Annotated in this window: 23 protein-coding genes, 1 tRNA gene and 1 pseudogene; 14 read left to right on the plus strand and 11 right to left on the minus strand. The window is 65.8% G+C overall.

Features of this window, described 5'->3' with window-relative positions; translation table 11 throughout:
• Nucleotides 1-3: 3 nt before the first annotated feature.
• From AB4Z42_RS24145 to AB4Z42_RS24155, 3 genes are read right to left on the minus strand one after another with little or no spacing between them, the layout of a single operon-like run.
• The gene (locus tag AB4Z42_RS24145) at nucleotides 4-1,599 is read right to left on the minus strand and encodes an acyl-CoA carboxylase subunit beta (RefSeq protein ID WP_442011762.1); all 1,596 of its coding nucleotides are present in this window, start codon (nucleotides 1,597-1,599) and stop codon (nucleotides 4-6) included.
• Entirely contained in the window at nucleotides 1,596-2,744 is a 1,149-nt protein-coding gene (locus tag AB4Z42_RS24150; protein WP_442011763.1) for an acyl-CoA dehydrogenase family protein, read from the minus strand. The genes AB4Z42_RS24145 and AB4Z42_RS24150 overlap by 4 nt, the downstream gene beginning before the upstream one ends.
• Entirely contained in the window at nucleotides 2,741-4,498 is a 1,758-nt protein-coding gene (locus AB4Z42_RS24155; protein ID WP_442011764.1) for an acyclic terpene utilization AtuA family protein, read from the minus strand. Before AB4Z42_RS24155 ends, AB4Z42_RS24150 begins: the two co-directional genes overlap by 4 nt.
• 239 nt (nucleotides 4,499-4,737) lie before the next feature.
• Here AB4Z42_RS24155 and rpmF point away from each other — a divergent pair, with 239 nt between their 5' ends.
• The 6 genes from rpmF (at nucleotide 4,738) to AB4Z42_RS24185 (ending at nucleotide 10,545) form a co-directional block, all read left to right on the plus strand.
• Nucleotides 4,738-4,911 carry a 50S ribosomal protein L32 gene (gene rpmF, locus AB4Z42_RS24160; RefSeq protein WP_066978450.1) on the plus strand — a complete coding sequence of 58 codons (174 nt, stop codon included), beginning with the start codon at nucleotides 4,738-4,740 and terminating at the stop codon, nucleotides 4,909-4,911.
• A gap of 78 nt (nucleotides 4,912-4,989) precedes the next feature.
• The gene (locus AB4Z42_RS24165; RefSeq protein WP_442011765.1) at nucleotides 4,990-5,676 is read left to right on the plus strand and encodes a response regulator transcription factor; all 687 of its coding nucleotides are present in this window, start codon (nucleotides 4,990-4,992) and stop codon (nucleotides 5,674-5,676) included.
• Nucleotides 5,676-7,163: an ATP-binding protein gene (locus tag AB4Z42_RS24170; RefSeq protein WP_442011766.1), complete on the plus strand. Its 1,488-nt coding sequence runs from the start codon at nucleotides 5,676-5,678 to the stop codon at nucleotides 7,161-7,163. The genes AB4Z42_RS24165 and AB4Z42_RS24170 overlap by 1 nt, the downstream gene beginning before the upstream one ends.
• 142 nt (nucleotides 7,164-7,305) lie before the next feature.
• Nucleotides 7,306-8,694, plus strand: a complete 1,389-nt coding sequence (locus AB4Z42_RS24175; RefSeq protein ID WP_442011767.1) for a trypsin-like peptidase domain-containing protein — start codon at nucleotides 7,306-7,308, stop codon at nucleotides 8,692-8,694.
• A gap of 29 nt (nucleotides 8,695-8,723) precedes the next feature.
• A complete protein-coding gene (locus AB4Z42_RS24180; RefSeq protein ID WP_442011874.1) occupies nucleotides 8,724-9,269 on the plus strand; it encodes a MogA/MoaB family molybdenum cofactor biosynthesis protein in 546 nt (181 codons plus the stop codon).
• Nucleotides 9,270-9,867: 598 nt separating this feature from the next.
• The gene (locus AB4Z42_RS24185; protein ID WP_442011768.1) at nucleotides 9,868-10,545 is read left to right on the plus strand and encodes an MspA family porin; all 678 of its coding nucleotides are present in this window, start codon (nucleotides 9,868-9,870) and stop codon (nucleotides 10,543-10,545) included.
• A 63-nt stretch (nucleotides 10,546-10,608) separates the two neighbouring features.
• Here the strand turns inward: AB4Z42_RS24185 and mscL are convergent, their stop codons facing one another.
• Nucleotides 10,609-11,031, minus strand: a complete 423-nt coding sequence (gene mscL / locus AB4Z42_RS24190; RefSeq protein WP_442011769.1) for a large-conductance mechanosensitive channel protein MscL — start codon at nucleotides 11,029-11,031, stop codon at nucleotides 10,609-10,611.
• Between the two features lie 143 nt (nucleotides 11,032-11,174).
• Between mscL and AB4Z42_RS24195 the strand changes: the two genes are divergently transcribed.
• On the plus strand, nucleotides 11,175-11,390 hold the full coding sequence (locus tag AB4Z42_RS24195) for a hypothetical protein (protein ID WP_442011770.1): 216 nt from the start codon (nucleotides 11,175-11,177) through the stop codon (nucleotides 11,388-11,390).
• Between the two features lie 5 nt (nucleotides 11,391-11,395).
• On the opposite strand, the gene AB4Z42_RS24200 is transcribed toward AB4Z42_RS24195, so the two are convergent.
• Both AB4Z42_RS24200 and AB4Z42_RS24205 read right to left on the minus strand, forming a co-directional pair.
• Nucleotides 11,396-12,058, minus strand: coding sequence for an SAF domain-containing protein (locus tag AB4Z42_RS24200; protein WP_442011771.1), 663 nt, complete (start codon nucleotides 12,056-12,058; stop codon nucleotides 11,396-11,398).
• Between the two features lie 61 nt (nucleotides 12,059-12,119).
• Nucleotides 12,120-12,491: an FmdB family zinc ribbon protein gene (locus AB4Z42_RS24205; RefSeq protein WP_442011875.1), complete on the minus strand. Its 372-nt coding sequence runs from the start codon at nucleotides 12,489-12,491 to the stop codon at nucleotides 12,120-12,122.
• Between the two features lie 173 nt (nucleotides 12,492-12,664).
• On the opposite strand from AB4Z42_RS24205, the gene AB4Z42_RS24210 reads away from it, so the two are divergent.
• Nucleotides 12,665-13,249, plus strand: coding sequence for a hypothetical protein (locus tag AB4Z42_RS24210; RefSeq protein WP_442011772.1), 585 nt, complete (start codon nucleotides 12,665-12,667; stop codon nucleotides 13,247-13,249).
• On the plus strand, nucleotides 13,246-14,217 hold the full coding sequence (locus tag AB4Z42_RS24215; RefSeq protein WP_442011773.1) for an HTTM domain-containing protein: 972 nt from the start codon (nucleotides 13,246-13,248) through the stop codon (nucleotides 14,215-14,217). Before AB4Z42_RS24210 ends, AB4Z42_RS24215 begins: the two co-directional genes overlap by 4 nt.
• On the opposite strand, the gene AB4Z42_RS24220 is transcribed toward AB4Z42_RS24215, so the two are convergent.
• The gene (locus AB4Z42_RS24220; RefSeq protein WP_442011774.1) at nucleotides 14,214-14,798 is read right to left on the minus strand and encodes a 5-formyltetrahydrofolate cyclo-ligase; all 585 of its coding nucleotides are present in this window, start codon (nucleotides 14,796-14,798) and stop codon (nucleotides 14,214-14,216) included. The genes AB4Z42_RS24215 and AB4Z42_RS24220 overlap by 4 nt on opposite strands.
• A 62-nt stretch (nucleotides 14,799-14,860) precedes the next feature.
• Between AB4Z42_RS24220 and AB4Z42_RS24225 the strand changes: the two genes are divergently transcribed.
• From AB4Z42_RS24225 to AB4Z42_RS24245, 5 genes are all read left to right on the plus strand, one after another.
• Nucleotides 14,861-15,772 carry a UTP--glucose-1-phosphate uridylyltransferase gene (locus AB4Z42_RS24225; RefSeq protein ID WP_442011775.1) on the plus strand — a complete coding sequence of 304 codons (912 nt, stop codon included), beginning with the start codon at nucleotides 14,861-14,863 and terminating at the stop codon, nucleotides 15,770-15,772.
• 37 nt (nucleotides 15,773-15,809) lie between these two features.
• Nucleotides 15,810-17,084 (plus strand): molybdotransferase-like divisome protein Glp, encoded by a 1,275-nt coding sequence (gene glp, locus AB4Z42_RS24230; RefSeq protein WP_442011776.1) that lies wholly within the window; start codon nucleotides 15,810-15,812, stop codon nucleotides 17,082-17,084.
• 20 nt (nucleotides 17,085-17,104) lie between these two features.
• The gene (locus AB4Z42_RS24235; protein WP_442011777.1) at nucleotides 17,105-17,758 is read left to right on the plus strand and encodes a GNAT family N-acetyltransferase; all 654 of its coding nucleotides are present in this window, start codon (nucleotides 17,105-17,107) and stop codon (nucleotides 17,756-17,758) included.
• Nucleotides 17,759-17,915: 157 nt separating this feature from the next.
• Nucleotides 17,916-18,941, plus strand: coding sequence for a divisome protein SepX/GlpR (gene sepX, locus AB4Z42_RS24240; RefSeq protein WP_442011778.1), 1,026 nt, complete (start codon nucleotides 17,916-17,918; stop codon nucleotides 18,939-18,941).
• A gap of 55 nt (nucleotides 18,942-18,996) precedes the next feature.
• Nucleotides 18,997-19,069: transfer RNA gene (locus tag AB4Z42_RS24245), tRNA-Ala, on the plus strand.
• Between the two features lie 17 nt (nucleotides 19,070-19,086).
• On the opposite strand, the pseudogene AB4Z42_RS24250 reads toward AB4Z42_RS24245, so the two are convergent.
• The 4 genes and pseudogenes from AB4Z42_RS24250 to AB4Z42_RS24265 all read right to left on the minus strand — a co-directional run bounded on the left by AB4Z42_RS24250 (nucleotide 19,087) and on the right by AB4Z42_RS24265 (nucleotide 22,120).
• Nucleotides 19,087-19,712, minus strand: a pseudogene (locus AB4Z42_RS24250) (maleylpyruvate isomerase family mycothiol-dependent enzyme).
• Nucleotides 19,712-20,188 carry an SRPBCC family protein gene (locus AB4Z42_RS24255; RefSeq protein ID WP_442011779.1) on the minus strand — a complete coding sequence of 159 codons (477 nt, stop codon included), beginning with the start codon at nucleotides 20,186-20,188 and terminating at the stop codon, nucleotides 19,712-19,714. Before AB4Z42_RS24255 ends, AB4Z42_RS24250 begins: the two are co-directional and overlap by 1 nt.
• On the minus strand, nucleotides 20,178-20,504 hold the full coding sequence (locus tag AB4Z42_RS24260; RefSeq protein WP_442011780.1) for an ArsR/SmtB family transcription factor: 327 nt from the start codon (nucleotides 20,502-20,504) through the stop codon (nucleotides 20,178-20,180). Before AB4Z42_RS24260 ends, AB4Z42_RS24255 begins: the two co-directional genes overlap by 11 nt.
• A 65-nt stretch (nucleotides 20,505-20,569) precedes the next feature.
• Nucleotides 20,570-22,120: an MCE family protein gene (locus tag AB4Z42_RS24265; protein ID WP_442011781.1), complete on the minus strand. Its 1,551-nt coding sequence runs from the start codon at nucleotides 22,118-22,120 to the stop codon at nucleotides 20,570-20,572.

The raw sequence follows: 22,120 nt of genomic DNA on the forward strand, positions 1-22,120 counted from the left end.
GCGTCACATCCTGAAGACGCCGAAGTTCGACGTCCCCTCGATCGGGCCATTGGCGATGGCGGACAGACACATTCCCAACACCGTGCGGGTGTCACGGGGGTCGATCACCCCGTCGTCGTAGAGCATCCCCGACAGCACCATCGGCAGGGACTCGGCCTCGATCTGGCCCTCGACCGCTGCCCGCAATGCGGCGTCGGCGTCCTCGTCGACAGCCTGGCCGCGGGCCTCGGCGGCCGCCCGGCTGACGATCGACAGCACGCCCGCCAGTTGCGCACCGCCCATCACCGCGGACTTGGCACTCGGCCAGGAGAACAAGAAACGCGGATCGTAGGCGCGGCCGCACATGCCGTAGTGGCCGGCTCCGTAGGAGGCACCGATCAGCAGGGACAGATGCGGCACGGTCGAGTTCGAGACGGCGTTGATCATCATCGAGCCGTGCTTGATCATGCCGCCTTCTTCGTACTTTTTGCCCACCATGTAGCCGGTGGTGTTGTGCAGGAAGAGAAGCGGCGTGTTGGACCGGTTGGCCAGCTGGATGAACTGAGTGGCCTTCTGAGACTCCTCGGAGAACAACACTCCGCGGTGGTTGGCGAGGATGCCGATCGGATAGCCGTACAGAGTGGCCCAGCCGGTCACCAGCGACGAACCGTACAACCCCTTGAACTCGTCGAAGTCCGAGCCGTCGACGATACGGGCGATGACGTCGCGTGGATCGAAAGGGATGCGCAGATCGGCGGGCACGATGCCGACCAGCTCGTTGGCATCGAACAGCGGTTCGGTGACCGGGCCGGGTGGTGGTCCCTGCTTCCGCCAGTTCAGCCGGGCCACGATACGGCGCCCGATACGAATGGCGTCGAGTTCGTCGACAGCGAAGTAGTCGGCGAGTCCCGAAGTGCGGGCATGCATCTCGGCGCCGCCGAGGGATTCGTCGTCGGACTCCTCGCCGGTGGCCATCTTCACCAGTGGCGGTCCGGCCAGGAACACCTTGGAGCGGTCCTTGACCATCACGATGTGATCGGACATGCCGGGGATGTAGGCGCCGCCCGCTGTCGAGTTGCCGAAGACGAGCGCGATGGTCGGAATACCCGCCGCGGACAGGCGGGTGAGGTCACGGAAACCCTGACCACCGGGGATGAAGATCTCCTTCTGTGTCGGAAGGTCGGCACCCCCCGACTCGACCAGCGAGATCACAGGCAGGCGGTTCTGCAGCGCGATGTAGTTGGCCCGCAACATCTTCTTCAGCGTCCACGGGTTGGTGGTGCCACCTTTGACGGTCGGATCGTGGGCCACGAGCATGCACTCGACACCTTCGATTGCGCCGATGCCCGTCACCACACTCGCGCCGACCGCGAAGTCGCTGCCCCACGCGGCGAGTGGGCTCAGTTCCAGAAAGGGCGAGTCGGCGTCGAGCAGCATTTCGATGCGTTCGCGCGCCGTCATCTTTCCGCGGTCATGATGACGTTTGACGTACTTCTCGCCCCCGCCGGCCAGCGCCTTGGCGTGTTCGGTGTCGAGTTCGGCGAGCTTGGCGGTCATCACGTCGGCGGCCTCGGAGAACGCCGCCGACCTGGGATCGATGGTCGACTTCAGCGCGGTCATGACTGGAACCCAAGGGTTTTCGCCGCAAGGCTGGTGAGGATCTCCGTCGTACCGCCACCGATACCGAGGATGCGCATGTCGCGATACTGCCGTTCCACCTCGGATTCCGACATGTACCCCATCCCGCCGAAGAGCTGAACGGCCTTGTTGGCCACCCATTCACCCGACTCGACGGCGGTGTTCTTGGCGAAGCACACCTCGGTGATCAGGTTCGTCTCACCCGCGAGCTGCCGATCGACGATGTTGTGCGTGTAGACCCGCGCGACGTCGACCCGTCGCGCCATCTCGGCGAGCGTGTTCTGAACCTCTTGACGTGCGATCAGCGGCTTGCCGAACGTCTCGCGGTTGCGGCACCACTCGACGGCCAGGTCGAGGCAACGTTGTGCGCTCGCGTAGGCCTGTGCGGCCAGACCGACGCGCTCGGAGACGAATGCGCCTGCGATTTGAAGGAAGCCGCTGTTCTCGGCGCCGATCAGGTTGGCTGCGGGCACCCGGACGTCGGTGTAGGACAGTTCGGCGGTGTCGCTGGAGCGCCAGCCCATCTTGTCCAGCTTGCGGGTGACCTCGAACCCCGGTGTGCCCTTGTCGACCACGATCAGCGAAACACCTCCCGCGCCAGGGCCTCCCGTGCGCGCTGCGGTCACGACGTAGTCGGCCCGGACACCGGAGGTGATGTAGGTCTTCGCACCGTTGATGATGTAGTCGTCGCCGTCGCGCACGGCGCGGGTGGTCAGGTGCCCGACATCCGACCCGCCGCCGGGTTCGGTGATGGCAAGGCTTCCGATCAGATCGCCGCGCAGCGTCGGCCGCACGTAGGTGTCGATCAGCCGCGCGTCGCCGGAGGCGATCATGTGCGGTACGGAGATGCCGCATGTGAACAGCGAGGCGAAGACGCCGCCGGGTGAGCCGGCGTAGTGCATTTCCTCGCAGATGACCACCGCGTCCGCGCCGTCACCGCCGCCACCACCGACCGCTTCGGGCAGGCCCGCCCCCAGTAAGCCCGCGTCGCCGGCTTTGCGATGCAGTTCGCGCGGCAGCTCGCCGGTGCGCTCCCACTCCTCGACATGGGGCAGGACCTCGCGTTCTGCGAACGTTCGCACCGTCTTTCGCAGTTGTTCCCGTTCCGGGGTGTGCCAGATGCTCAACCCAACAGCTCCTCAGGTATGTCGACGGTTCGGCTGCGCAGCCATTCGCCCAGCCCTTTGGCCTGCGGATCGAACCGCGCCTGATAGGCCACGCCCTGACCGAGGATGCCCTCGATGACGAAGTTGACCGCGCGCAGGTGGGGCAGCACGTGGCGGGTGACCGGCAGATCGGTTGTCTCAGGAAGTAATTCGCGAAGTTTTTCGACGGTCAGCGCGTGCGCGAGCCAGCTCCACTGGTCGTCGGTGCGCACCCACACTCCGACGTTGGCGCTGCCGCCCTTGTCGCCGCTCCGCGCACCCGCGATCGTCCCCAGTGGAACGCGCCGTGTCGGGCCGGTCGGCAATGGGTCAGGCAGCGTCGGTGCAGCGACCTCCGCCAGCTCCATGGTCTCTGCGGCGGCGGGAATGTCGGTGCGGCCACCGTCGGCGTGCACGGCGACATGGTTGACGTCGGCGCCGGGCACGAAGGCGGGCGCGAACACGCCGTACACCTGACCGTCTCCCGGTGGCGTGGTGCTGGTGAAGCCCGGGTAGCTGGCCAACGCGAGTTCGACTGCGGCCGAGGAGAACTGACGCCCGACATTGGCGGGATCCGGATCGCGCACCACGCAGCGCAGCAGTGCGCTGGCCGCTTCTTCGGTGTCGGCGTCCGCGTGGTCGGTGCGCGCCAGCGTCCATTGCATCTCGGCCGGCTTGACGGTCAGTGTGCTTTCGAGCTGCTTGCGTACCAGCGCGGCCTTCGCCTCGATGTCCAATCCGGTGAGCACCAGGGTCATCTCGTTGCGGAATCCGCCGATGCTGTTGAGCGACACCTTCAACGTCGAGGGGGGCGGCTCGCCCTTGACCCCGCTGATCCGAACGCGGTCGGGCCCGTCGTCGGACAGCGCTATCGTGTCGACCCGCAGCGTCGCGTCTGGATTGGCGTAGCGCGCGCCGGTGATCTCGTAGAGCAGCTGTGCGGTGACGGTGTCGACGGTGACCGCACCGCCGGTGCCGGGATGTTTGGTGATCACCGACGACCCGTCGGCGTGGATCTCGGCGAGCGGGAAGCCCGGATACGTGAGATCGGCGATTTCAGTGAAGAACGCGAAGTTGCCTCCGGTGGCCTGCGCACCGCATTCGATGACGTGGCCGGCGGCGATCGCGCCCGCGAGCCGGTCATAGTCGGTGCGACCCCAGCCGTGGTGGGCGGCTGCGGGGCCGACGATGACCGAAGCGTCGGTGACCCGGCCGGTGACGACGATGTCCGCGCCCGAGTTCAGGCAGTCGACGATGCCCCAGGCGCCCAGGTAGGCGTTGGCGGCCAGCGGTGTGCCTCCGCCCGATGTCGCCGCCGCTGCGGCTCCGGCGAAGCCGAACTCCGAGGCTCGCGGCAGCAGGTCGTCGCCTTCGACGTGGGCCACCCGCACGTTCAATCCGAGCCGGTCCGCCAGCCCCCGCACCGCCTGTGCCAATCCGGCGGGATTGAGCCCGCCCGCGTTCGCGACGATGCGCACGCCGCGATCGAGCGCGAGGCCAAGGCACTCCTCGAGCTGGATCAGGAAGGTCTTGGCGTAGCCGCGGTCGGGCGACTTGGCGCGATCGCGCGCCAGGATCAGCATGGTGAGTTCGGCGAGATAGTCGCCGGTGAGGTAGTCCAGGTCGCCGCCGGTGAGCATCTCCCGCATCGCCGCGACCCGGTCACCGTAGAAGCCCGAGTAATTGCCGATACGGACCGAGCCGGGGGAACCAGAAGAACCAGAAGAAGAGGCCACGCAGACTCCCTTTCATTGGCTTCCCAACCAACCGGTAGGTTAGCCGATACCGTCGGTCCCGCGTCACACAGGGGTTGTGTGCGTTTTGGCGCGCTCACCGCTCCTGAGCGCACGCAATTCGCCGTTTTGGAGGCTATACAGTCACCGGCTATCCTGAAGGGCAATCGCTGACGCCTGAACACCCCGCGTGGCGCATACTTCATCACCGGTAGTACCTCTCAACAAGGAGAATCTCGATCATGGCTGTCCCCAAGCGCCGGATGTCTCGTGCGAATACCCGTAGCCGGCGTTCGCAGTGGAAGGCCAAGCGCACCGAGCTCGTGGGTGTGACGGTCGCGGGCCAGCAGCACAAGGTGCCGCGTCGCCTGCTCAAGGCTGCGCGCCTCGGCCTGATCGACCTCGACCGCCGCTGATCTCGGCCCCCACTTCGCGTAACGCGATATCGGCGCGCCTCTCAGGTCGCTCTCAGACAGTGGGATGACACTGTGCCTGTGCGCATACTTGTCGTTGACGATGATCGCGCTGTGCGCGAATCACTGCGTCGATCGCTCTCGTTCAACGGCTACTCGGTCGAGTTGGCGCAGGACGGTCTCGAAGCCCTCGACCTGATCGCCAGCGATCGCCCCGACGCACTCGTGCTTGACGTAATGATGCCGCGGCTGGACGGCCTCGAGGTGTGCCGCCAGCTGCGCAGCACCGGTGACGATCTGCCCATCCTCGTGCTGACCGCGCGCGATTCGGTCTCCGAACGTGTCGCCGGGTTGGACGCGGGCGCCGACGACTATCTGCCGAAGCCGTTCGCACTCGAGGAACTGCTCGCCCGCATGCGCGCACTGCTGCGGCGCACCTCGCCCGATGACGGCGCGGACTCGCCCGCGATGACCTTCTCCGACCTGTCCCTCGACCCCGTCACCCGCGAGGTGACCCGCGGTCAACGTTCGATCAGCCTGACCCGCACCGAGTTCGCCCTTCTCGAGATGCTCATCGCGAATCCGCGACGGGTGCTCACCCGCAGCCGCATCCTCGAAGAGGTCTGGGGCTTCGACTTTCCGACCTCCGGCAACGCCCTCGAGGTGTACGTCGGATACCTCCGCCGCAAGACGGAGGCGGAAGGAGAGCAGCGACTGATCCACACCGTGCGCGGGGTGGGTTATGTGTTGCGCGAGACCCCTCCCTGATGCCAGCTCAGAAGTACTCGCCGCGGTCTGGGCCGTATGCACTGACGGCGCAGCCTGCGGCCAGCTCATTGTCGCTGCGCTGGCGCGTGATGCTGCTCGCGATGTCGATGGTCGCGATGGTGGTCGTATTGATGGCGGTGGCCGTGTACGCCGTCGTCTCTCGTGCGCTGTACGACGACATGGACAACCAATTGCACAGCCGCGCCACACTGCTGATCGACAGCGGCTCGTTGACCACCGATCCCGGCAAGGCGATCGAGGGCACCGCCTACTCCGATGTCAACGCGATGCTGGTGAATCCCGGCCGCTCGATATTCACCGCGAACCAGGAGGGGCAGACGCTGCCGCTGGGTGATCCCGAGAAGGCGGTCATTCGCGGCGACCTGTGGATGTCGAAGCGGTCGGTCGACCAACAGCGGGTGCTTGCCCTGCATCTGTCCAACGGCAGTTCGTTGCTGATTTCCAAGAGCCTGGTGCCAACCGACAAGTTGCTCAAGCGGTTGGGCACCGTCCTGCTGATCGTCGGCGGCCTCGGTGTGCTGGTGGCCGCCATGGCCGGCGGCGCTGTCGCCCGCGCGGGCCTTCGACCGGTGGCGCGGCTCACCCAGGCGGCGGAGCGGGTGGCCCGCACCGATGATCTACGCCCAATCCCGGTGTACGGCAGCGACGAACTCGCCCGTCTCACCGAGGCTTTCAACATGATGCTGCGCGCATTGGCCGAATCGCGCGAGCGACAAACGCGACTCGTGACCGACGCCGGGCACGAGTTGCGCACACCGCTGACGTCGTTGCGTACCAATGTCGAACTGCTGATGGCATCGATGGCCCCCGGCGCCCCGGGACTGCCCCAGGAGGAGATGGCGGGCCTGCGGGAAGACGTCATCGCCCAGATCGAAGAGCTGTCCACTCTCGTCGGCGATCTGGTCGACCTGACCCGCGACGAGGCCGGTGTCGTCATTCACGAGCCCGTCGACGTCAGCGAGATCGTCGACCGCTCGCTGGAACGAGTTCGCCGTCGCCGCAACGACATTGAGTTCGATGTGGATATGACGCCGTGGCAGGTCTTCGGCGACGGCACCGGCCTGGGCCGCGCGGTGCTCAATGTGCTGGACAACGCCGCCAAATGGAGTCCGACCGGCGGGCGGGTCGGCGTGCGGTTGACCCAGATCGACCAGGGGCACGCCGAGCTCGTGGTGGCCGATCAGGGTCCCGGTATTCCGCCCGAGGAACGTCGCTTCGTCTTCGAACGGTTCTTCCGCTCGGCCTCCGCGCGTGCGATGCCGGGTTCAGGTCTCGGCCTGGCGATCGTGAAACAGGTTGTGCTGAAACACGGCGGCGCGCTGCGAGTGGAGTACGCCGTTCCGGGCGGAGAGCCGCCAGGCACGGCGATACACATGGTTTTGCCCGGCAGGCCGCTACTCGGCGAGTCCGAGCGACACGCGGCCGCGGGCGTGGACTTGCCCGTGGTCAGAGCCGACAATGGTTAGCCTGGGCGCGCTGCGGGGAAGCAAGTCTGTGTATGTCCCGAAAGTTCTCTAAGTGGATTCTCAGCCCGCTTAGGCAACTTTGACAGTGCGAACGTCGTTGTTCTTTGATGTCGGACCACAACAGGAAGAGCACCGCAGCGATATGACCAACCACCCGAGGTATTCGCCGCCGCCACCACCACCAGGTCGTCGGCCTGGCGTTCCTGAGAACGCGGCACCCGGGTATCCCGGTGCGCAGCGGCCGGATCCGTTCCAGCAGTCCTACGACTGGCGATACCAGACCCAACAGCAGCAGCAGCCGTTCCGCGCGCCCTATGACCCGTATCGTGGTGCGCCCGCATCTCCTGCGACCGCGCGTTATCCGCAGGTACTTATGCCCCCGCCTCAGAAACGTTCTCGCGCAGGCGCTTTCACGGCCGGGGCGCTCGCGTTGGCCATCGTGTCCGCGGGTATCGGCGGGGGAGTTGCGCTGCTCGCCCAGCCCGACCGGCCCTCGGCCACGCCCAGCATCAACGGCGCCGCTCCGGGGATGCCCGTTGCCAGCCTGCCTGCCGGCTCGGTCGAGCAGGTCGCGGCGAAGGTCGTGCCCAGCGTCGTCAAGCTCGAGGTGGACCTCGGCAGGCAATCCGAGGAGGGCTCCGGGGTCATCCTGTCGTCCGACGGCCTGATCTTGACGAACAACCACGTCGTGTCGGCGGCCCAGGGCGGATCGGGCGGTCCGCCCGCACCTGGTGCACCGCCGGCGCCGGGCGGTGGAGGCGACGCGCAGACCAAGGTGACGTTCGCCGACGGCCGCAGCACACCGTTCACCGTGGTCGGAACCGACCCGAGCAGCGACATCGCGGTGGTGCGCGCCAAGGGCGTGACGGGGCTGACCCCGATCACGATCGGCTCGTCGGCCAATCTGCGGGTGGGCCAGGACGTCGTGGCGGTCGGCTCGCCCCTCGGGCTCGAGGGCACCGTGACCACCGGCATCATCAGCGCGCTGAACCGCCCGGTCGCAGCGGGTGGTGACGTCAAGAACCAGAACACCGTGCTCGATGCGGTCCAGACCGACGCGGCCATCAATCCCGGTAACTCCGGCGGAGCGCTGGTCAACATGAACGGTGAGCTCGTCGGCATCAACTCGGCCATCGCGACGCTCGGCGGCGACTCCGACGGGCAGGCGGCGCAGGGCGGTTCGATCGGGCTCGGCTTTGCCATTCCGGTGGACCAGGCCAAGCGAATCGCGGACGAACTGATCAACGACGGCAGTGCGTCGCACGCCTCGCTGGGTGTGCAGGTCGGCAACGACGCGACCACCGACGGCGCGCGAATCGTGGAGGTGACCGGCGGTGGTGCCGCCGCGGCGGCGGGCCTTCCCAGCGGCGTTGTCGTGACCAAGGTCGACGACCGGGTGATCAACAGTGCCGACGCGCTGGTCGCGGCGGTGCGATCGAGGGCCCCCGGCGACAAGCTGACCCTGACCTACCTCGACACCGCGGGTAAGCCGCAGACCGTGGAGGTCACCCTCGGGAAGGCGCAGCAGTGAGGCCGACGGCGACGTCCGAATCGCCGACGCTGAGAGTGGCTGCGCCGCTGTCCCTGACCGGATATACGGTTGGCGTCATGGAACAGCCAGGGGAGTTGGTGGGCCGCGCACTGGTCGTCGTCGTCGACGACCGCACCGCACATGGTGACGAGGAGGACCACAGTGGTCCGCTGGTCACCGAACTGCTCGGTGAGACGGGTTTTGTCGTGGACGGCGTAGTCGTCGTGTCCGCCGACGAGGTCGAGATCCGCAATGCGCTGAACACCGCCGTGATCGGCGGCGTCGACCTGGTCGTATCGGTCGGCGGGACGGGTGTCACCCCACGTGACGTCACCCCCGAAGCGACCGTTGATCTGCTTGATCGCGAACTGCTCGGCATCTCAGAAGCCCTGCGGGCATCGGGATTGAACGCCGGCATCGTCGACGCAGGCGTTTCGCGCGGCCTGGCCGGAATCTCCGGCAGCACGCTGGTCGTGAACCTCGCTGGCTCCCGCGCCGCGGTGCGCGACGGTATGGCGACGCTAAGTCCGCTCGCTATTCAGGTCATCGGGCAGCTTTCGAGCCTCGACATTTAAGACGAAGCTGTGAGGCCTCAAACCGAGAATGTGATCTTCGTCACGTTTAGGGGGAGAGATGGTCGAACGGCCGAACCATTCGCGCGAAACAGTTAACGAGATTTTCGGCGACGCACTGTTGCCGAGGTCTCCGGACGACCGCGACGATTCGCTTCCAGATGACTCCGAGCGCGACCGCTGGCTACAGGAGAACACCCCACCGCACCATCAGTGAGCTGCGGTTTTGTCCCTGGTACGGGTAGCCTTGTGTCCTGCGTTGTAACCGGCCCCAAGCGCTGGCGCGGCTGCGTGAAACCTACGACCGGATGTGCTGTGCGGTGGTGTCTGAGCACTCATCAGCCGCGTGACGGGAGTGAGCAAAGTTGCAGGTCTGGTAACGCTTCAGTGACCAATTGCGATTCTCGCGTTGCCGGGGTGATGCCCGACCGTTATGTTCCTCGTGTCAACGATGAGTGAGACGTAAGAGCCGCATGTGAGGTCTCTCATTTGCATCACATGAGACTCCTCCGTCGTGTTGCAGTAGCGCTGTAGTGCCAGGCACGAACAACAGAACACAGTGAGCCCCCCTCGGCTCGCTGTCGACATAGCTAGGGAGAACATGAAGGTATTCAGTCGGGTGCTGATTGCGATGGTCGCCGCCATCGCGTCACTGTTCGTGAGCACTGGCACCTCTCACGCAGGGCTGGATAACGAGCTGAGCCTCGTTGACGGCCAAGACCGGACGCTGACCATCCAGCAGTGGGACACCTTCCTGAACGGTGTGTTCCCCTTGGACCGCAACCGGCTGACTCGCGAATGGTTCCACAGCGGCCGCGCCAAGTTCATCGTGGCCGGACCGGGTGCCGATGAGTTCGAGGGCACCTTGGAGCTGGGCTACCAGATCGGCTTCCCGTGGTCGCTGGGTGTTGGCATCAACTTCAGTTACACCACCCCCAACATCCTGCTCGACGACGCGTCGATCTTCCCGGACCTGAGTGTGGGCACAGCGACGGCCGGTTTGGTCGGTTCCGGCTTCGCTCCGCTGGGCTCGATCATTACCCCGAACCTGTTCCCCGGTGTGTCGATTTCGGCGGACCTCGGTAATGGTCCCGGTATCCAGGAAGTCGCCACCTTCTCGGTGGACGTCGCCGGCGCTGCCGGTGGTGTGGCGGTGTCGAACGCTCACGGCACGGTGACCGGCGCTGCCGGTGGCGTGTTGCTGCGCCCGTTCGCTCGGCTCATCTCGTCGGCTGGTGACAGCGTCACCACCTACGGCGAGCCCTGGAACATGAACTAACGCCTCTCCCAGGCAAAAAGCGGGTCCCCCGGAAATATCCGGGGGACCCCTTTTTGCGTGTGCTCAGGTCTTGTCGTTGCTTGTGGTCTCCGCGGTGTCGGTGTCGCGCCCCGGTGTATCGGCCAGGAGGTTGCGGATCTCGGTGAGTAACGTCAGCTCGGTGTCCTGGGCCTGCTCGACTTCACCCTTCTTGCGCAATCTGTTGTAGGGCACCACGACCAGGAAGTAGACGACTGCGGCGACGAGGGCGAAATTGATGGCCGCCGAGAGCAGTACGTTCAGATCGATGGTCTGGTCACCGCCGATCCCGATCCGCAGGATGCCGTAGTCGGAGCCGCTGCCCGCGCCCACCCGATTGATGAGCGGCTGGATGATGGTGTCGGTGAACTTGGTGACCAGAGCCGTGAACGCGGTGCCGATGACCACCGCGATCGAGAGGTCGACGATATTGCCCCGGGCGAGAAACTCCTTGAAACCCTTCAACATGCGCGCACATTCCTTCCTGCGGGTCCGCAATCTGACAGACATCCGACGTTAGTCGCGGCGGCGCTGCAGCACGCGAAGGTCGGTGCTAGCTTGCGTGGAGATGCCAGTTCGCTGTGCACCAAGCAACTTTGGGAGGGATCGCTATGCGGTGGCTGTTCGCGGTGGCAGTCGGAGTGCTCATCGGCATTTCGGCGGTCTCGACGAGTTCGGCCCACGCTCAACCGGTTCCGCCGCCTCCACCGGGACCCGCCCAGCCCGGGTCGACCACAGAGGAGTTGGCCGACATGGTCCTGGACGCGATCGAGCACGATTCACCGCTGGCCCCGGCCACAACGCCGTCGCCCGCACCCCACCCCTGATCCGTTCAGTGAAAGGTGAGGGTGACGCTCTGCACCAGCGCCGCGCCTGCCACCTCGTTGGCCTCGTAAGCGGGCAGGGCAACGAGCACCACCCGGTCGCCTCCGCTGCCCGCTCCGGTCGGCTTCTGCGACACCAGAACCACCACCGCATCGGTCGCCACGACTCGAGGCTCCGCGTCGGAACCCACGCCCGCGCCGGCGCCGGAGCCGAGCACGTCGACCACATCGCCCGGTCGGATCAGATCCAGTAGCGCCGTGTCGTCGAGGTGTAGCGGAACGATGCGCGCATTGGGCCCCGCCGCCGAACCGGCAAGTCTGGGGCTGAGTAGCCGGACATCGGTCAGGGTCTCGCCGCGACGGGCCGGACCAGCCAGCGTCGCGCCGACCACTTTTGTGAGATCTGTCTGTGCGCCGTCGGGAACCGTTGTTGCCGTGTGGGTTTCGACGCGGACATCGTCGGATCCGAGCTCGATGCCCGGCGCCAGATCCCGTGCGGCGACGATGACGTCGGTCCGTTCGTATGCGGGGTCGGGACGTAGCGCCGCGACCGCGGCCAGAACGACGAGGGCACCGGCGGCGACCCGTCGCGCGGCCACCGTGCGCGACCAGTCGGGGCGCAGACGGTCAACGATCCGGTTCAACGCCGACGGATTGAGCGATTCCCCCATACCGCCAAACTAGGCAGCACACGAGTGCGATGGCGTGGGCCGAGCCCGCGCCTGTGGATAACTACTTCGAGGCGGCGGCGGTGGATGTCGAACTGGACGAGCTGGAGCTCGAGTCGCTCGACGAACTCGAGGATGGCTTCTCTGATGTGGAGGCGGACTTGTCGGACTTGTCCGATGACGAGCTCGAGGACTCCGAGCCGCCGGAGGAACCGTTCGACGACGCCGACGACGATGCCGACGATGAACTCTTGGCCGCCTCTCGGCTGTCGTTGCGATAGAAGCCGCTGCCCTTGAAGACCACTCCCACGTTGCCGAACAGCTTGCGCAGCCGACCGCTGCACTTGGGGCAGGTCGTCAGCGCATCGTCGCTGAACGACTGCACCTCATCGAACCGATTGCCGCATTCGGTGCACGCATAGGAATACGTGGGCACGAAAACCTCCGAGATCGTCAAACTTCCTTAGCACTCTACCGGCTCAAGTGCTAGAACCGCTACGTGGGCCGCGTCATTCCCGGTCATTTCTCCAGTGCATTCGAGGGCTGAGCCGATGCGGTCCTTGAGTTATTGTTTGTTGGATTTTCCGCCCCGGGATGACAGGTTGGGTAGTGACTGATCGTGACGGTCGTGACGACGAGAAGCGCAGTCTCCGTCTGCGTGGTGGACAGTTTTCAACACTGCAGCAGCGATTCGAGGAGTCCCGACTCGGCGAGGTTGTGATCAGTGCGCTGGTCATTCTGATGATGGTTGTCGGGGTCGCCTGGAACCTGCCTGATTCGCCGATCAAGCGCACCCTCACACCGATCGTGGGCCCGGTTGGGTCGGCGGCGCATATCAACCAGATTTGGGCGCTGTTCGCGCCGGCTGTCTCCAAGAGAACCGAAACCGTCGAGGTGCACGTCACGATGGCCGACGGCGCCGTACGCGTGTGGAGCGTGGAGCCGAATGACCGCGCCATCGGCGGATTCGCCTCGACTCACTGGATGAGGCTGCTGAACCTTGCGGTGAAGAAGCCCGAGATAAGGCCGGGGATCGCGCGTTGGGCCGCACGTGAGGCCACCGGGCCGTCCGAACGTGCCGTTGCCGTCGCGATGGTGCTGCGCGTGCAGAATCTGCCGCCGCCCGGCGAGGAAGGTGGGGAAGCCACCGCCACCAAAATCCTTTACCAGGAAGATCTGACAGGACAGCAATGACGGAGTCCGACCACCCGCAACGATCGCGATTCGCTGCGTACATCGACGGTTGGCGTGGGTTCTGGTTCACCCCTCAACCCGCCTACACGCTGGGTCTTGTCAGGATGGTGTCCGGTGCGCTGGCGGTGGCGTGGACCCTGTCGTTGCAGCCCGACCTGTACGACTTCTTCGGCGAGGACGGTGTGGCTCCGCAGCCCACCCACTGGGCCTATGAATGGGGCTTCTTCGAATTCTGGACAAGCGATAATGCACTGCTGATCGGGTGGGTCGTGTTGCTGCTGGCGGCGATCGCGCTGACCGTCGGATGGCACAGCAGGCTGGCCGCGGTCGTGGTCTTCGTGCTGATTCAGTCGTTCATGCAGCGCAGCCGCTGGGTCTTCAACGGCGGGGATGCGTTGGTCAGCATCGAGGTCATGGTCTTGGCGCTGTGCTCCTGCGGCGCAGCGCTGTCCCTCGATCAGCGGCGACGGACCGGATCGTTTTGGTCGGCGCAGACCCGCGCGACGTGGCCGATCCGGCTGATGCAGGTTCAGCTGTCCCTGATTTATCTGGTGAATGTTCAAGCGAAGCTGTCCGGTGAAACATGGGTGGACGGCTCTGCGGCCTCCTATGCGTGGCGAACATGGGCGCTTTTCTCTGTGCCGGAGTGGCTGACGGGCAACGCGATACTGGTCAACGTGGCGACGTGGGGCACGATATTGATCGAGCTCGCGATTGCGATTCTCGTATGGAACCGGCGGTGGCGGCCCTGGGTGCTGAGCATCGGCGTCCTACTGCACCTGTCGATCATGGTCACGCTCAGCGTGGGCTTCCACAGCCTTGCGATACTCGTGCTGTATCTCGCGTTCGTCCCATGGGAAACGGTGCGGCGCCTGCCGGACACCGTCGGTCGCCGTCTCAGACGATCGCCCCGTCAGCCGCCCGTCAGCCAGTCGGCCGCCGAGCCAGTCGAGGTCCCTGACTCCTAGCCGAGCGCCACGAGGCCGTCGCGCGGGGTCAGGGCGTGGGTCATTCGCACATCGTGCGGTTCTGCGGGCAGATGGTCGACGAGTTCGTCGTCGCGCACGACGGCGACCAGGCGCGCCGTCGCATCGGCCAGTGCAAGTGAGCGGTCGTAGAAGCCCGCTCCCCGGCCCAGCCGGACGCCGGTGCGATCGACCGCGAGTGCGGGCACCAGGATCAGCGACGCATCGGCGATGGCGTCTGTCTCCAGCCACGGTGGAGCTGGCTCGCGCAGACCGTAGGGCGCCTCGACGAGTTCACCCGGGCGGTATTCGCCCCACTGCAACGGCTGCGGGACGCCCGCCGTGTCACTTCGAGCGATCGGCAGCAGCACCCGAACCCCGCGGCGATGGAGTGCGTCGACCAACTCGAGAGAGCCGGGCTCCGACCCGACCGGCACGTGCGCGCAGACGGTTTGGGCATCGGTGACCAGCGCCAAGAGGTGGTCGACGAGCGCCTGCGCGTCACGATCGTGTGCTTCCTGCGTCAGCCCTCGGCGGGCAGAGAGCATCTCAGCGCGAAGTTGAGCTTTCGATCGCGGCACCACACCCCCTCCAAACTCCGGACCTTGGCAGGTTTAACCGACTCAAGGACATTAATGTGTGAACGATGACACGGCTCCAGGTACCGATTCCGCGCACCGCCGTCGTCCCCGCCGCAGGTTTGGGAACGCGATTCCTGCCCGCCACCAAGACCGTGCCGAAGGAACTGTTGCCCGTCGTGGACACACCGGGCATCGAACTGGTGGCCGCGGAGGCCGCGGAGGCCGGTGCCGAACGGCTCGTCATCATCACCTCCGAGGGCAAGGACGGTGTGGTCGCCCACTTCGTCGAGGATCTCGTCCTCGAGGGCACGCTGGAAGCACGTGGCAAGCACGTGATGCTGGAGAAAGTGCGCCGCGCGACGGCGCTCATCAAGGTCGAATCGGTGGTCCAGGCGCAACCGCTGGGTCTCGGCCACGCCGTCGGTTGTGTGGAACCCGTGCTGACGGACGAGGACGACGCCATCGCGGTGCTGTTGCCCGACGACCTCGTGCTCCCCACCGGTGTGCTGGAGACGATGTCGAAAGTCCGTGCCAAGCGCGGTGGTTCGGTGCTGTGCGCGTTCGAGGTACCCCCCGACGAGATCAGCGCGTACGGCGTTTTCGACGTCGAACCCGTCACTGACAGCAACAACCCGAACGTGATGCGCGTCAAGGGCATGTTCGAGAAGCCCAAGCCCGAGGACGCTCCGTCGCCTTATGCCGCCGCCGGCCGCTACGTGCTGGACCGCGCGATCTTCGGCGCGCTCAAACGGGTTCCCCGGGGCGCGGGCGGTGAGATCCAGTTGACCGACGCGATCGCTCTGCTCATCAACGAGGGGCATCCCGTCCACGTCGTCGTGCATCGCGGTTCTCGACACGACCTCGGAAATCCCGGAGGCTACCTCAAGGCTGCGGTTGACTTTGCGTTGGAGCGCGACGACTACGGGCCGGAATTGCGGCGGTGGTTGGTGGAGCGCTTGGGGCTGATCGATTGCTGACTCGCAGCGATCACCCTGACACCTAGAAAGGCGTGTAGTGCGGTCGGTTGAGGAGCAGCAGGCTCGGGTCGCCGCCGCCGCGGTGGCCCCAAGACCGGTCCGGGTGGCGATCGCCGAGGCGCAGGGCCTGATGTGCGCCGAGGAGGTGGTCACCGAACGCCCGCTGCCGGGATTCGACCAGGCCGCCATCGACGGATACGCGGTCCGCAGCGTCGACGTGCTCGGCGTGGGTACCGGTGACGAGGACGGGTCCGACGAAGGCGGTTCAGGCTCCGACGGCGAGGTGAGCCTGCCGGTGATCGGCTCGATCGAGGCGGGCGCGCGCACTCCGAGCAGGCTGCAACCGCGCCAGGCCGCGCGGGTCCAGACGGGCGCGCCGATGCCGACGCTCGCGGACGCGGTGCTTCCCCTGCGATGGACAGATGGCGGCGATGCTCGGGTGACCGTGCTGCGCGGTGTGCGCTCCGGCGCCTATGTGCGCCGAACGGGTGACGATGTTCAACCCGGTGATGTGGCGGTGCGCGCGGGCGCGATCATCGGTCCCGCACAGGTGGGGCTGCTGGCCGCGGTCGGACGAGACCGTGTGCTCGTGCATCCGAAGCCGCGGCTGTCGGTGCTGTGCGTGGGCGGCGAACTCGTCGACATCTCGCGTTCCCCGGGCAATGGGCAGGTCTACGACGTCAACTCCTATGCGCTGGCCGCTGCGGGTCGCGACGCCGGCGCGGAGGTGAACCGTGTCGGCATCGTCGACACGGACCCCAAGACGCTGCGCGACGTCGTCGAAGGTCAGCTCAATCGTGCCGAGGCGGTGGTGATCGCAGGCGCGGTCGGCGGGGCGGCTGCCGAGGCGGTCCGCGGTGTGCTTGCGGAGCTCGGCGAGATGGAAGTGGCGCGCATCGCGATGCATCCCGGGTCCGTCCAGGGCTTCGGGCAGCTGGGCCGCGACGGGGTGCCGGTGTTTTTGCTGCCGGCGAATCCGGTCAGCGCGCTGGTTGTTTTCGAGGTGATGGTGCGTCCGCTGATCCGGCTGTCGCTGGGTAAGCGGCAGGCGCACCGACGAATCGTGCAAGCGCGCACCCTCTCGCCGATCACCTCGGTGGCCGGCCGCAAGGGTTTCCTGCGCGGACAGTTGATGCGCGATCAGGACACCGGTGAGTACCTCGTTCAGGCCCTCGGGGGTGTCCCCGGCGCGCCGTCGCATCTGCTCGCGACACTGGCCGAGGCAAACTGTTTGGTGGTCGTTCCCAGCGAGGCCGAACAGATCCGCACGGGCGAGATCGTCGACGTCGCATTCCTTGCCCAGCGCGGCTGAGCGACGCCGGGCATGCCGTCGTGAACCTGTTCCGTGACAGTTCCCTACATCCGGGATGGCCACTGGCTGCCGGAGCGTTGCGGGTGCCCGCCGGCGTCGTGAAGCTGCGCCCGGTGCGGCTGCGCGACGGGGCGCAGTGGAGTCGCATCAGGCTGGCCGATCAGGCTCACCTGGAGCCGTGGGAACCGTCCAACGGGGTGGATTGGGAAGCGCGGCATGCCATTACGTCGTGGCCAGCGGTGTGCTCCGGGCTGCGATCGGAGGCGCGCAAGGGACGGATGCTGCCGTACGTGATTGACCTTGATGGCCAGTTCGCAGGGCAGTTGACGATCGGGAACGTGACGCACGGCGCGCTGCGATCCGCGTGGATCGGGTACTGGGTGGCCAGTGATGTGATCGGGCGCGGTGTCGCGACGGCGGCGTTGGCGTTGGGGCTGGATCACTGTTTCGGTCCCGTGCGGCTGCATCGAGTCGAGGCGACGGTTCGTCCGGAGAACGCCGCGAGCCGAGCGGTGCTGGCAAAGGCCGGCTTCCGCGAGGAGGGGTTGCTGCGGCGCTACCTCGAGGTGGACGGCGCCTGGCGCGACCATCTGCTGGTGGCCATCACCATCGAGGAGCTCAACGGCTCGGTGTCGTCCTCTTTGGTGCGTCGGGGGCACGCGACCTGGTCGTGACCCGCAAGGTCAAATAAAGGCCGAACTGTTACAAAAGTGACACATGTGACTGTTGGTGCTTGTAAGAAGCGAATTACAGGTGTGTAATTGTCTCGGCGCGCCGTCCGGGGATGCGCAGGTCACAGACCTAGCCTTAACGGGGAAAGGAGCCGGCGACATGCCAAGCATCCCCCAATCCCTCCTGTGGATCTCTCTCGTCGTTCTCTGGCTGTTCGTGCTCGTCCCAATGCTGATCAGCAAACGAGACGCAGTGCGCCGCACCAGTGACGTCGCATTGGCGACCCGGGTTCTCAACGACGGCAGAGCACGACTGCTGCGGCGCAAGGCGCCCGCGGCCGGTCATGCCAGCGATCCCGACTGGCGGCCGTCCGCCGAAGACCTCGAGGACGACCTCGACGACGATGTCGAGGAGCAACCGGCACGGCGATCGATGGTGCGGGTCGCCGCGGTCGCGGTCGAGCAGGACGACGATCCCGGGTACCTCGATGTGGACGTGATCGAGGAGCCCTCCGGAGCGCTGCCTGTCGGCAAGTCCGCGCGCATCGACAGTCAAACCGACGAGCTGGCACTGGATTTCGGTGAAGGCGAAGCCGCCGAGCAGGAGGCCGTCGCTGAAGGGGCCGATGAACCGCCGGTGGAGGACGAAGCCGAACTCGATGAGGCCGACGACGACGAGTACGAGTACGTGGCCGATTCGTCCGGCCTTGAGGCGCCGTCGGATTCCGAACTCGAGCTCGCCGACTCCCTGAGTGCCGCGCGCAAGCGCCGCTACGAGTCGAAGACCGCCGCGGCGGTCGGCGTCCGCAAGTACAAGTTCCGCAAGCGGATGTTGATGGTCATGTCCGTGCTGGTGATCGCCTCGCTCGCCGCGGCGTACACGCTGAGCCCGATCATGTGGTGGGTCAGCGCCGCGGTCAGCGCGATGACGCTGCTCTACCTGGGCTATCTACGGCGTCAGACCCGTATCGAGGAGCGCCTGCGGCGCCGGCGGGCACAGCGCATCGCCCGGTCCCGGCTCGGGGTCGAGAACACCGACGACAGGGAGTTCGACGTGGTGCCCTCGCGGCTGCGGCGTCCCGGGGCAGCGGTGCTGGAGATCGACGACGAGGATCCGATCTTCGAGCACCTGGACTACGCCCCGTTCGCGCGTCAGTTCGACCTTCCGCACGCCGCGGGTCAGTAGCCTCGCCGGTTTTCGACCGGCAGGCCGCGGCTGGTAGCGTGTGCTACCGGTATCCGGGGCTATGGCGCAGTTGGTAGCGCGTCTCGTTCGCATCGAGAAGGTCAGGGGTTCGAATCCCCTTAGCTCCACAATCTATTGAGAGTCTCTAGATTCGTTCGGCCAGCACAGGCTGACCCGCTCCCGTGAGTTCGTCGATCGCATCTCGTCGGCCACTCATCGCCATCAAGAGCGCTTCGCCGGTCCCATGCACCTCGGGTCCGTCTCCGTGTTGCCATGAGACGTCGGTCGCTTGGAGTCGTAACCCCTTGATGCGCCGTCCTGCGCCCAATCGTGGGTTCCCGGGCACGAGCGGCAGAATTTGCTCCAGGCGATCTGTCGGCACGGCGCGAGAAGGGCCGAGCGAGCGGCGAATGTCTTGGTGATGGATCGTTCCGTCGACCAGCGCGATCATTCCTCCGAAGCCGGAGGTGAGTCCTTGCGGCCACAGATGCCGGTCGAGGAAGTCCATCAACTCATCGGGGGTCACGATGCGAACTCTTGGACGCCAACCTCGTTGGCGCGCACGACAAGGCCCTTCGCGAACCGCTTCATCAAGCCAAGAGCGCCCAGTTCTTCGTAGCTGACGACGTGTGCGACCACGTCCTTCACCGACCAGCCCTCACAGAGGCTCGCTGCGTTCCACTGCTGCGGTGTCAACGTTCGGAGGAATGCGGCGAGATCACAACGTTCGTCGTACGCCATCTTCATCAACGGCTTCGGCTCGGTGGTCATCACGACGCAACCGCCAGATCGACGTAGCGGCGTAGGTACAGCGGCCAGCCGGCTTCGCCATCGACTCCATCGGCCACAGAGCGCCAGCCCTCGCCGTGGCGGCCGAGACCTCGATGCTCCAACTCGACGCGGGTCCTGTCGCTGGACTCGGCGATGAAGAGCACTTCGACCTCGCTTGTCTTCGCGGGATCGGCTTCCACTTGCCAGGTCGGACCGATGTCCCAGGAGAAGACCACACGCGATGGCGGCTCGTATACAAGGACGCGGGCCCATTCGCATCGGCTGCCATCGGTGCCAACGTCGTAAATGTGTCCACCCACATGCGGCTCGAAAACACTCTCGGCGATGGGCACTGAGAGCAGGTTGTGCTCACGCGGCTTGATGGCGTTGAACTTCTGGACGAAAAGCGCAAACGCTTGCTCGAGGCCAACATTCACGACGACGGTCTTGCGTATCGGTTCAACGTCAGATGTCACTGTTCTGTCCTCCTTCATCGGCGAGCTGTTTGTACGCGTTGAACGCCTTGTCCCAGAAGTCGTCCAGTTCCGCCCTGAGTGCCGCTACACCCTTCGGGTCCAACTGATAGAGGCGTCGCGTTCCCGCTGCACGGTCGTGGACCAGTCCGGCGCGTTTCAAGACCTTGAGATGTTGTGACACAGCGGGCCGGCTGACCGGGAGCTCATGCGCGAGCTCTCCCACCGCCATCGGGCCGCCGGCGAGGCGTTTGAAGATCGCCCGTCGCGTGCCATCCGCGAGAGCTGCCCACGGATCCGTATCTACGTAAGTGGCCACTAACGGTAAGCATAGACTTACGCTTAACGCCGCGCCAGCGCGACTTTCTCAGATCGATCCGTGCGCTAGCCGGCCGGCGCGAGCATTTCCTTCCAACTCTCGTCCGCGGACACGGTCGAATTATGGACGGTGTAGTGCATTCCGTCAGGCCCGAGCACCGTCCCGCGTTGCGAACTGTCCACAGGCAGGGGCAGCGCACTCGGGGTGTAGGTGCACGGATTGGGCTGTTGCCCATTGCATTGCACGGTGCCTGACCCCGGTGGCGAGAGCGGATCACTCACGGGTGGCACTGGGCCGGGCAGCCGGTCGGCAGGCAGGGGATTGATCCCGTTGTTGACCGACGGTGCGGGTATCACCCGGCCGGGCTGTACCGATTGGTCACAACGTGCGGCCGGGGCGGGACAACTGACGATTTGGTTCGGGTCGCCGTACCACGGGTTGGTGCCGAGCGGCACGTACGGTTCGGTGCTGCGGCACTCCTGCGGGGTGGCCGCTCGCTTACCGGGTACGTCGACACACGGGTAGTTGCGTGCGCCGCGAACGACGTTGGCCGGGGTATCCATGGGAATCTTGCAGTAGGTGTTCTCGGGCAGGGGCGCGGTGCTGGTATCGGCGGGGGATCGCCATTCGGAGGCGGGCAGGAAGCCGGTCATACATGGCGGAGGCTGGTTGATGGACAGGCTGAAGTCGAGCGCCCCAGCACCGGGGAAGGGTGCGGCGACGGTTTGCGCGATAGCCGAACCTTGTTGCAGTGCAACCAATCCCTGTTCGACGCCTTTGTGGTAGCGCTTGAGCATGTCGAGCACGATCTCTACATTGGCGAGCGTTTGGGGCAATGGCTCGCGAACCTGGTTCAGCTGAGAGTCGACCTGGTCGACGGTGGGCCCTGCCTGGTTCAGGATGCTGCGCAACGCGCCGTCGCGTTCGGCGCTCTGCGCGGCGAGGGTCCGCACGTCCGCGGCCCAGAGGGCGATGTTGTCGCCGGAGTTGACCTGGCTGTCGATGATGGGGGCGGACCGGTCGATGATGGCGTTGAGGTCGTCGATGTTGGCGTTGAAGTCGCCGACGACCGACTGGGTGGAGTCGACCAGTCGCTGCAGCGACGGCCCGAGCCCGCCGACCGCTTGTGATGTCTCGGTCAACAGCGAGTCGATCTTCTCCTTCGGCAGCGCCGAGAGCATGGCCTGGGTCGCGTCGAGTGCGGGACCGATTTCGGCGGGAACCGTTGTGTCGGTGATGGTTTGGCCATCGGCGAGATATTTCGCGCTACCGGTGGCCGACACGAGGTCGAGATACTGCTCGCCGACCGCCGAAACGGAATGCACGTTCGCACTGGCATCGGCGGGAATCTTGTAACTGTCATCGATTTCCATCGTCGCCCGCACGCCGGTTCTGGTGGTCTGGATGGCGGTGACCCTGCCGATGGTGGCGCCTCGGTAGGTGACGTTGGCGGTCGGGTACAACCCACCCGACGCGGGAAGTTCGGCGTGCAACGTGTATTGCCCGAAACCGAGCAGCGTCGGGATCCGCAGGTAGTACCAACCCAAAGCGATCAGAGAGATGACCGTCAGGATGGTGAACAGCACCAACTGAATGCGTATGAAACGGGTCAGCAT

The sequence above is a fragment of the Mycobacterium sp. 2YAF39 genome (genome assembly GCF_052114565.1).
GTDB lineage: Bacteria > Actinomycetota > Actinomycetes > Mycobacteriales > Mycobacteriaceae > Mycobacterium.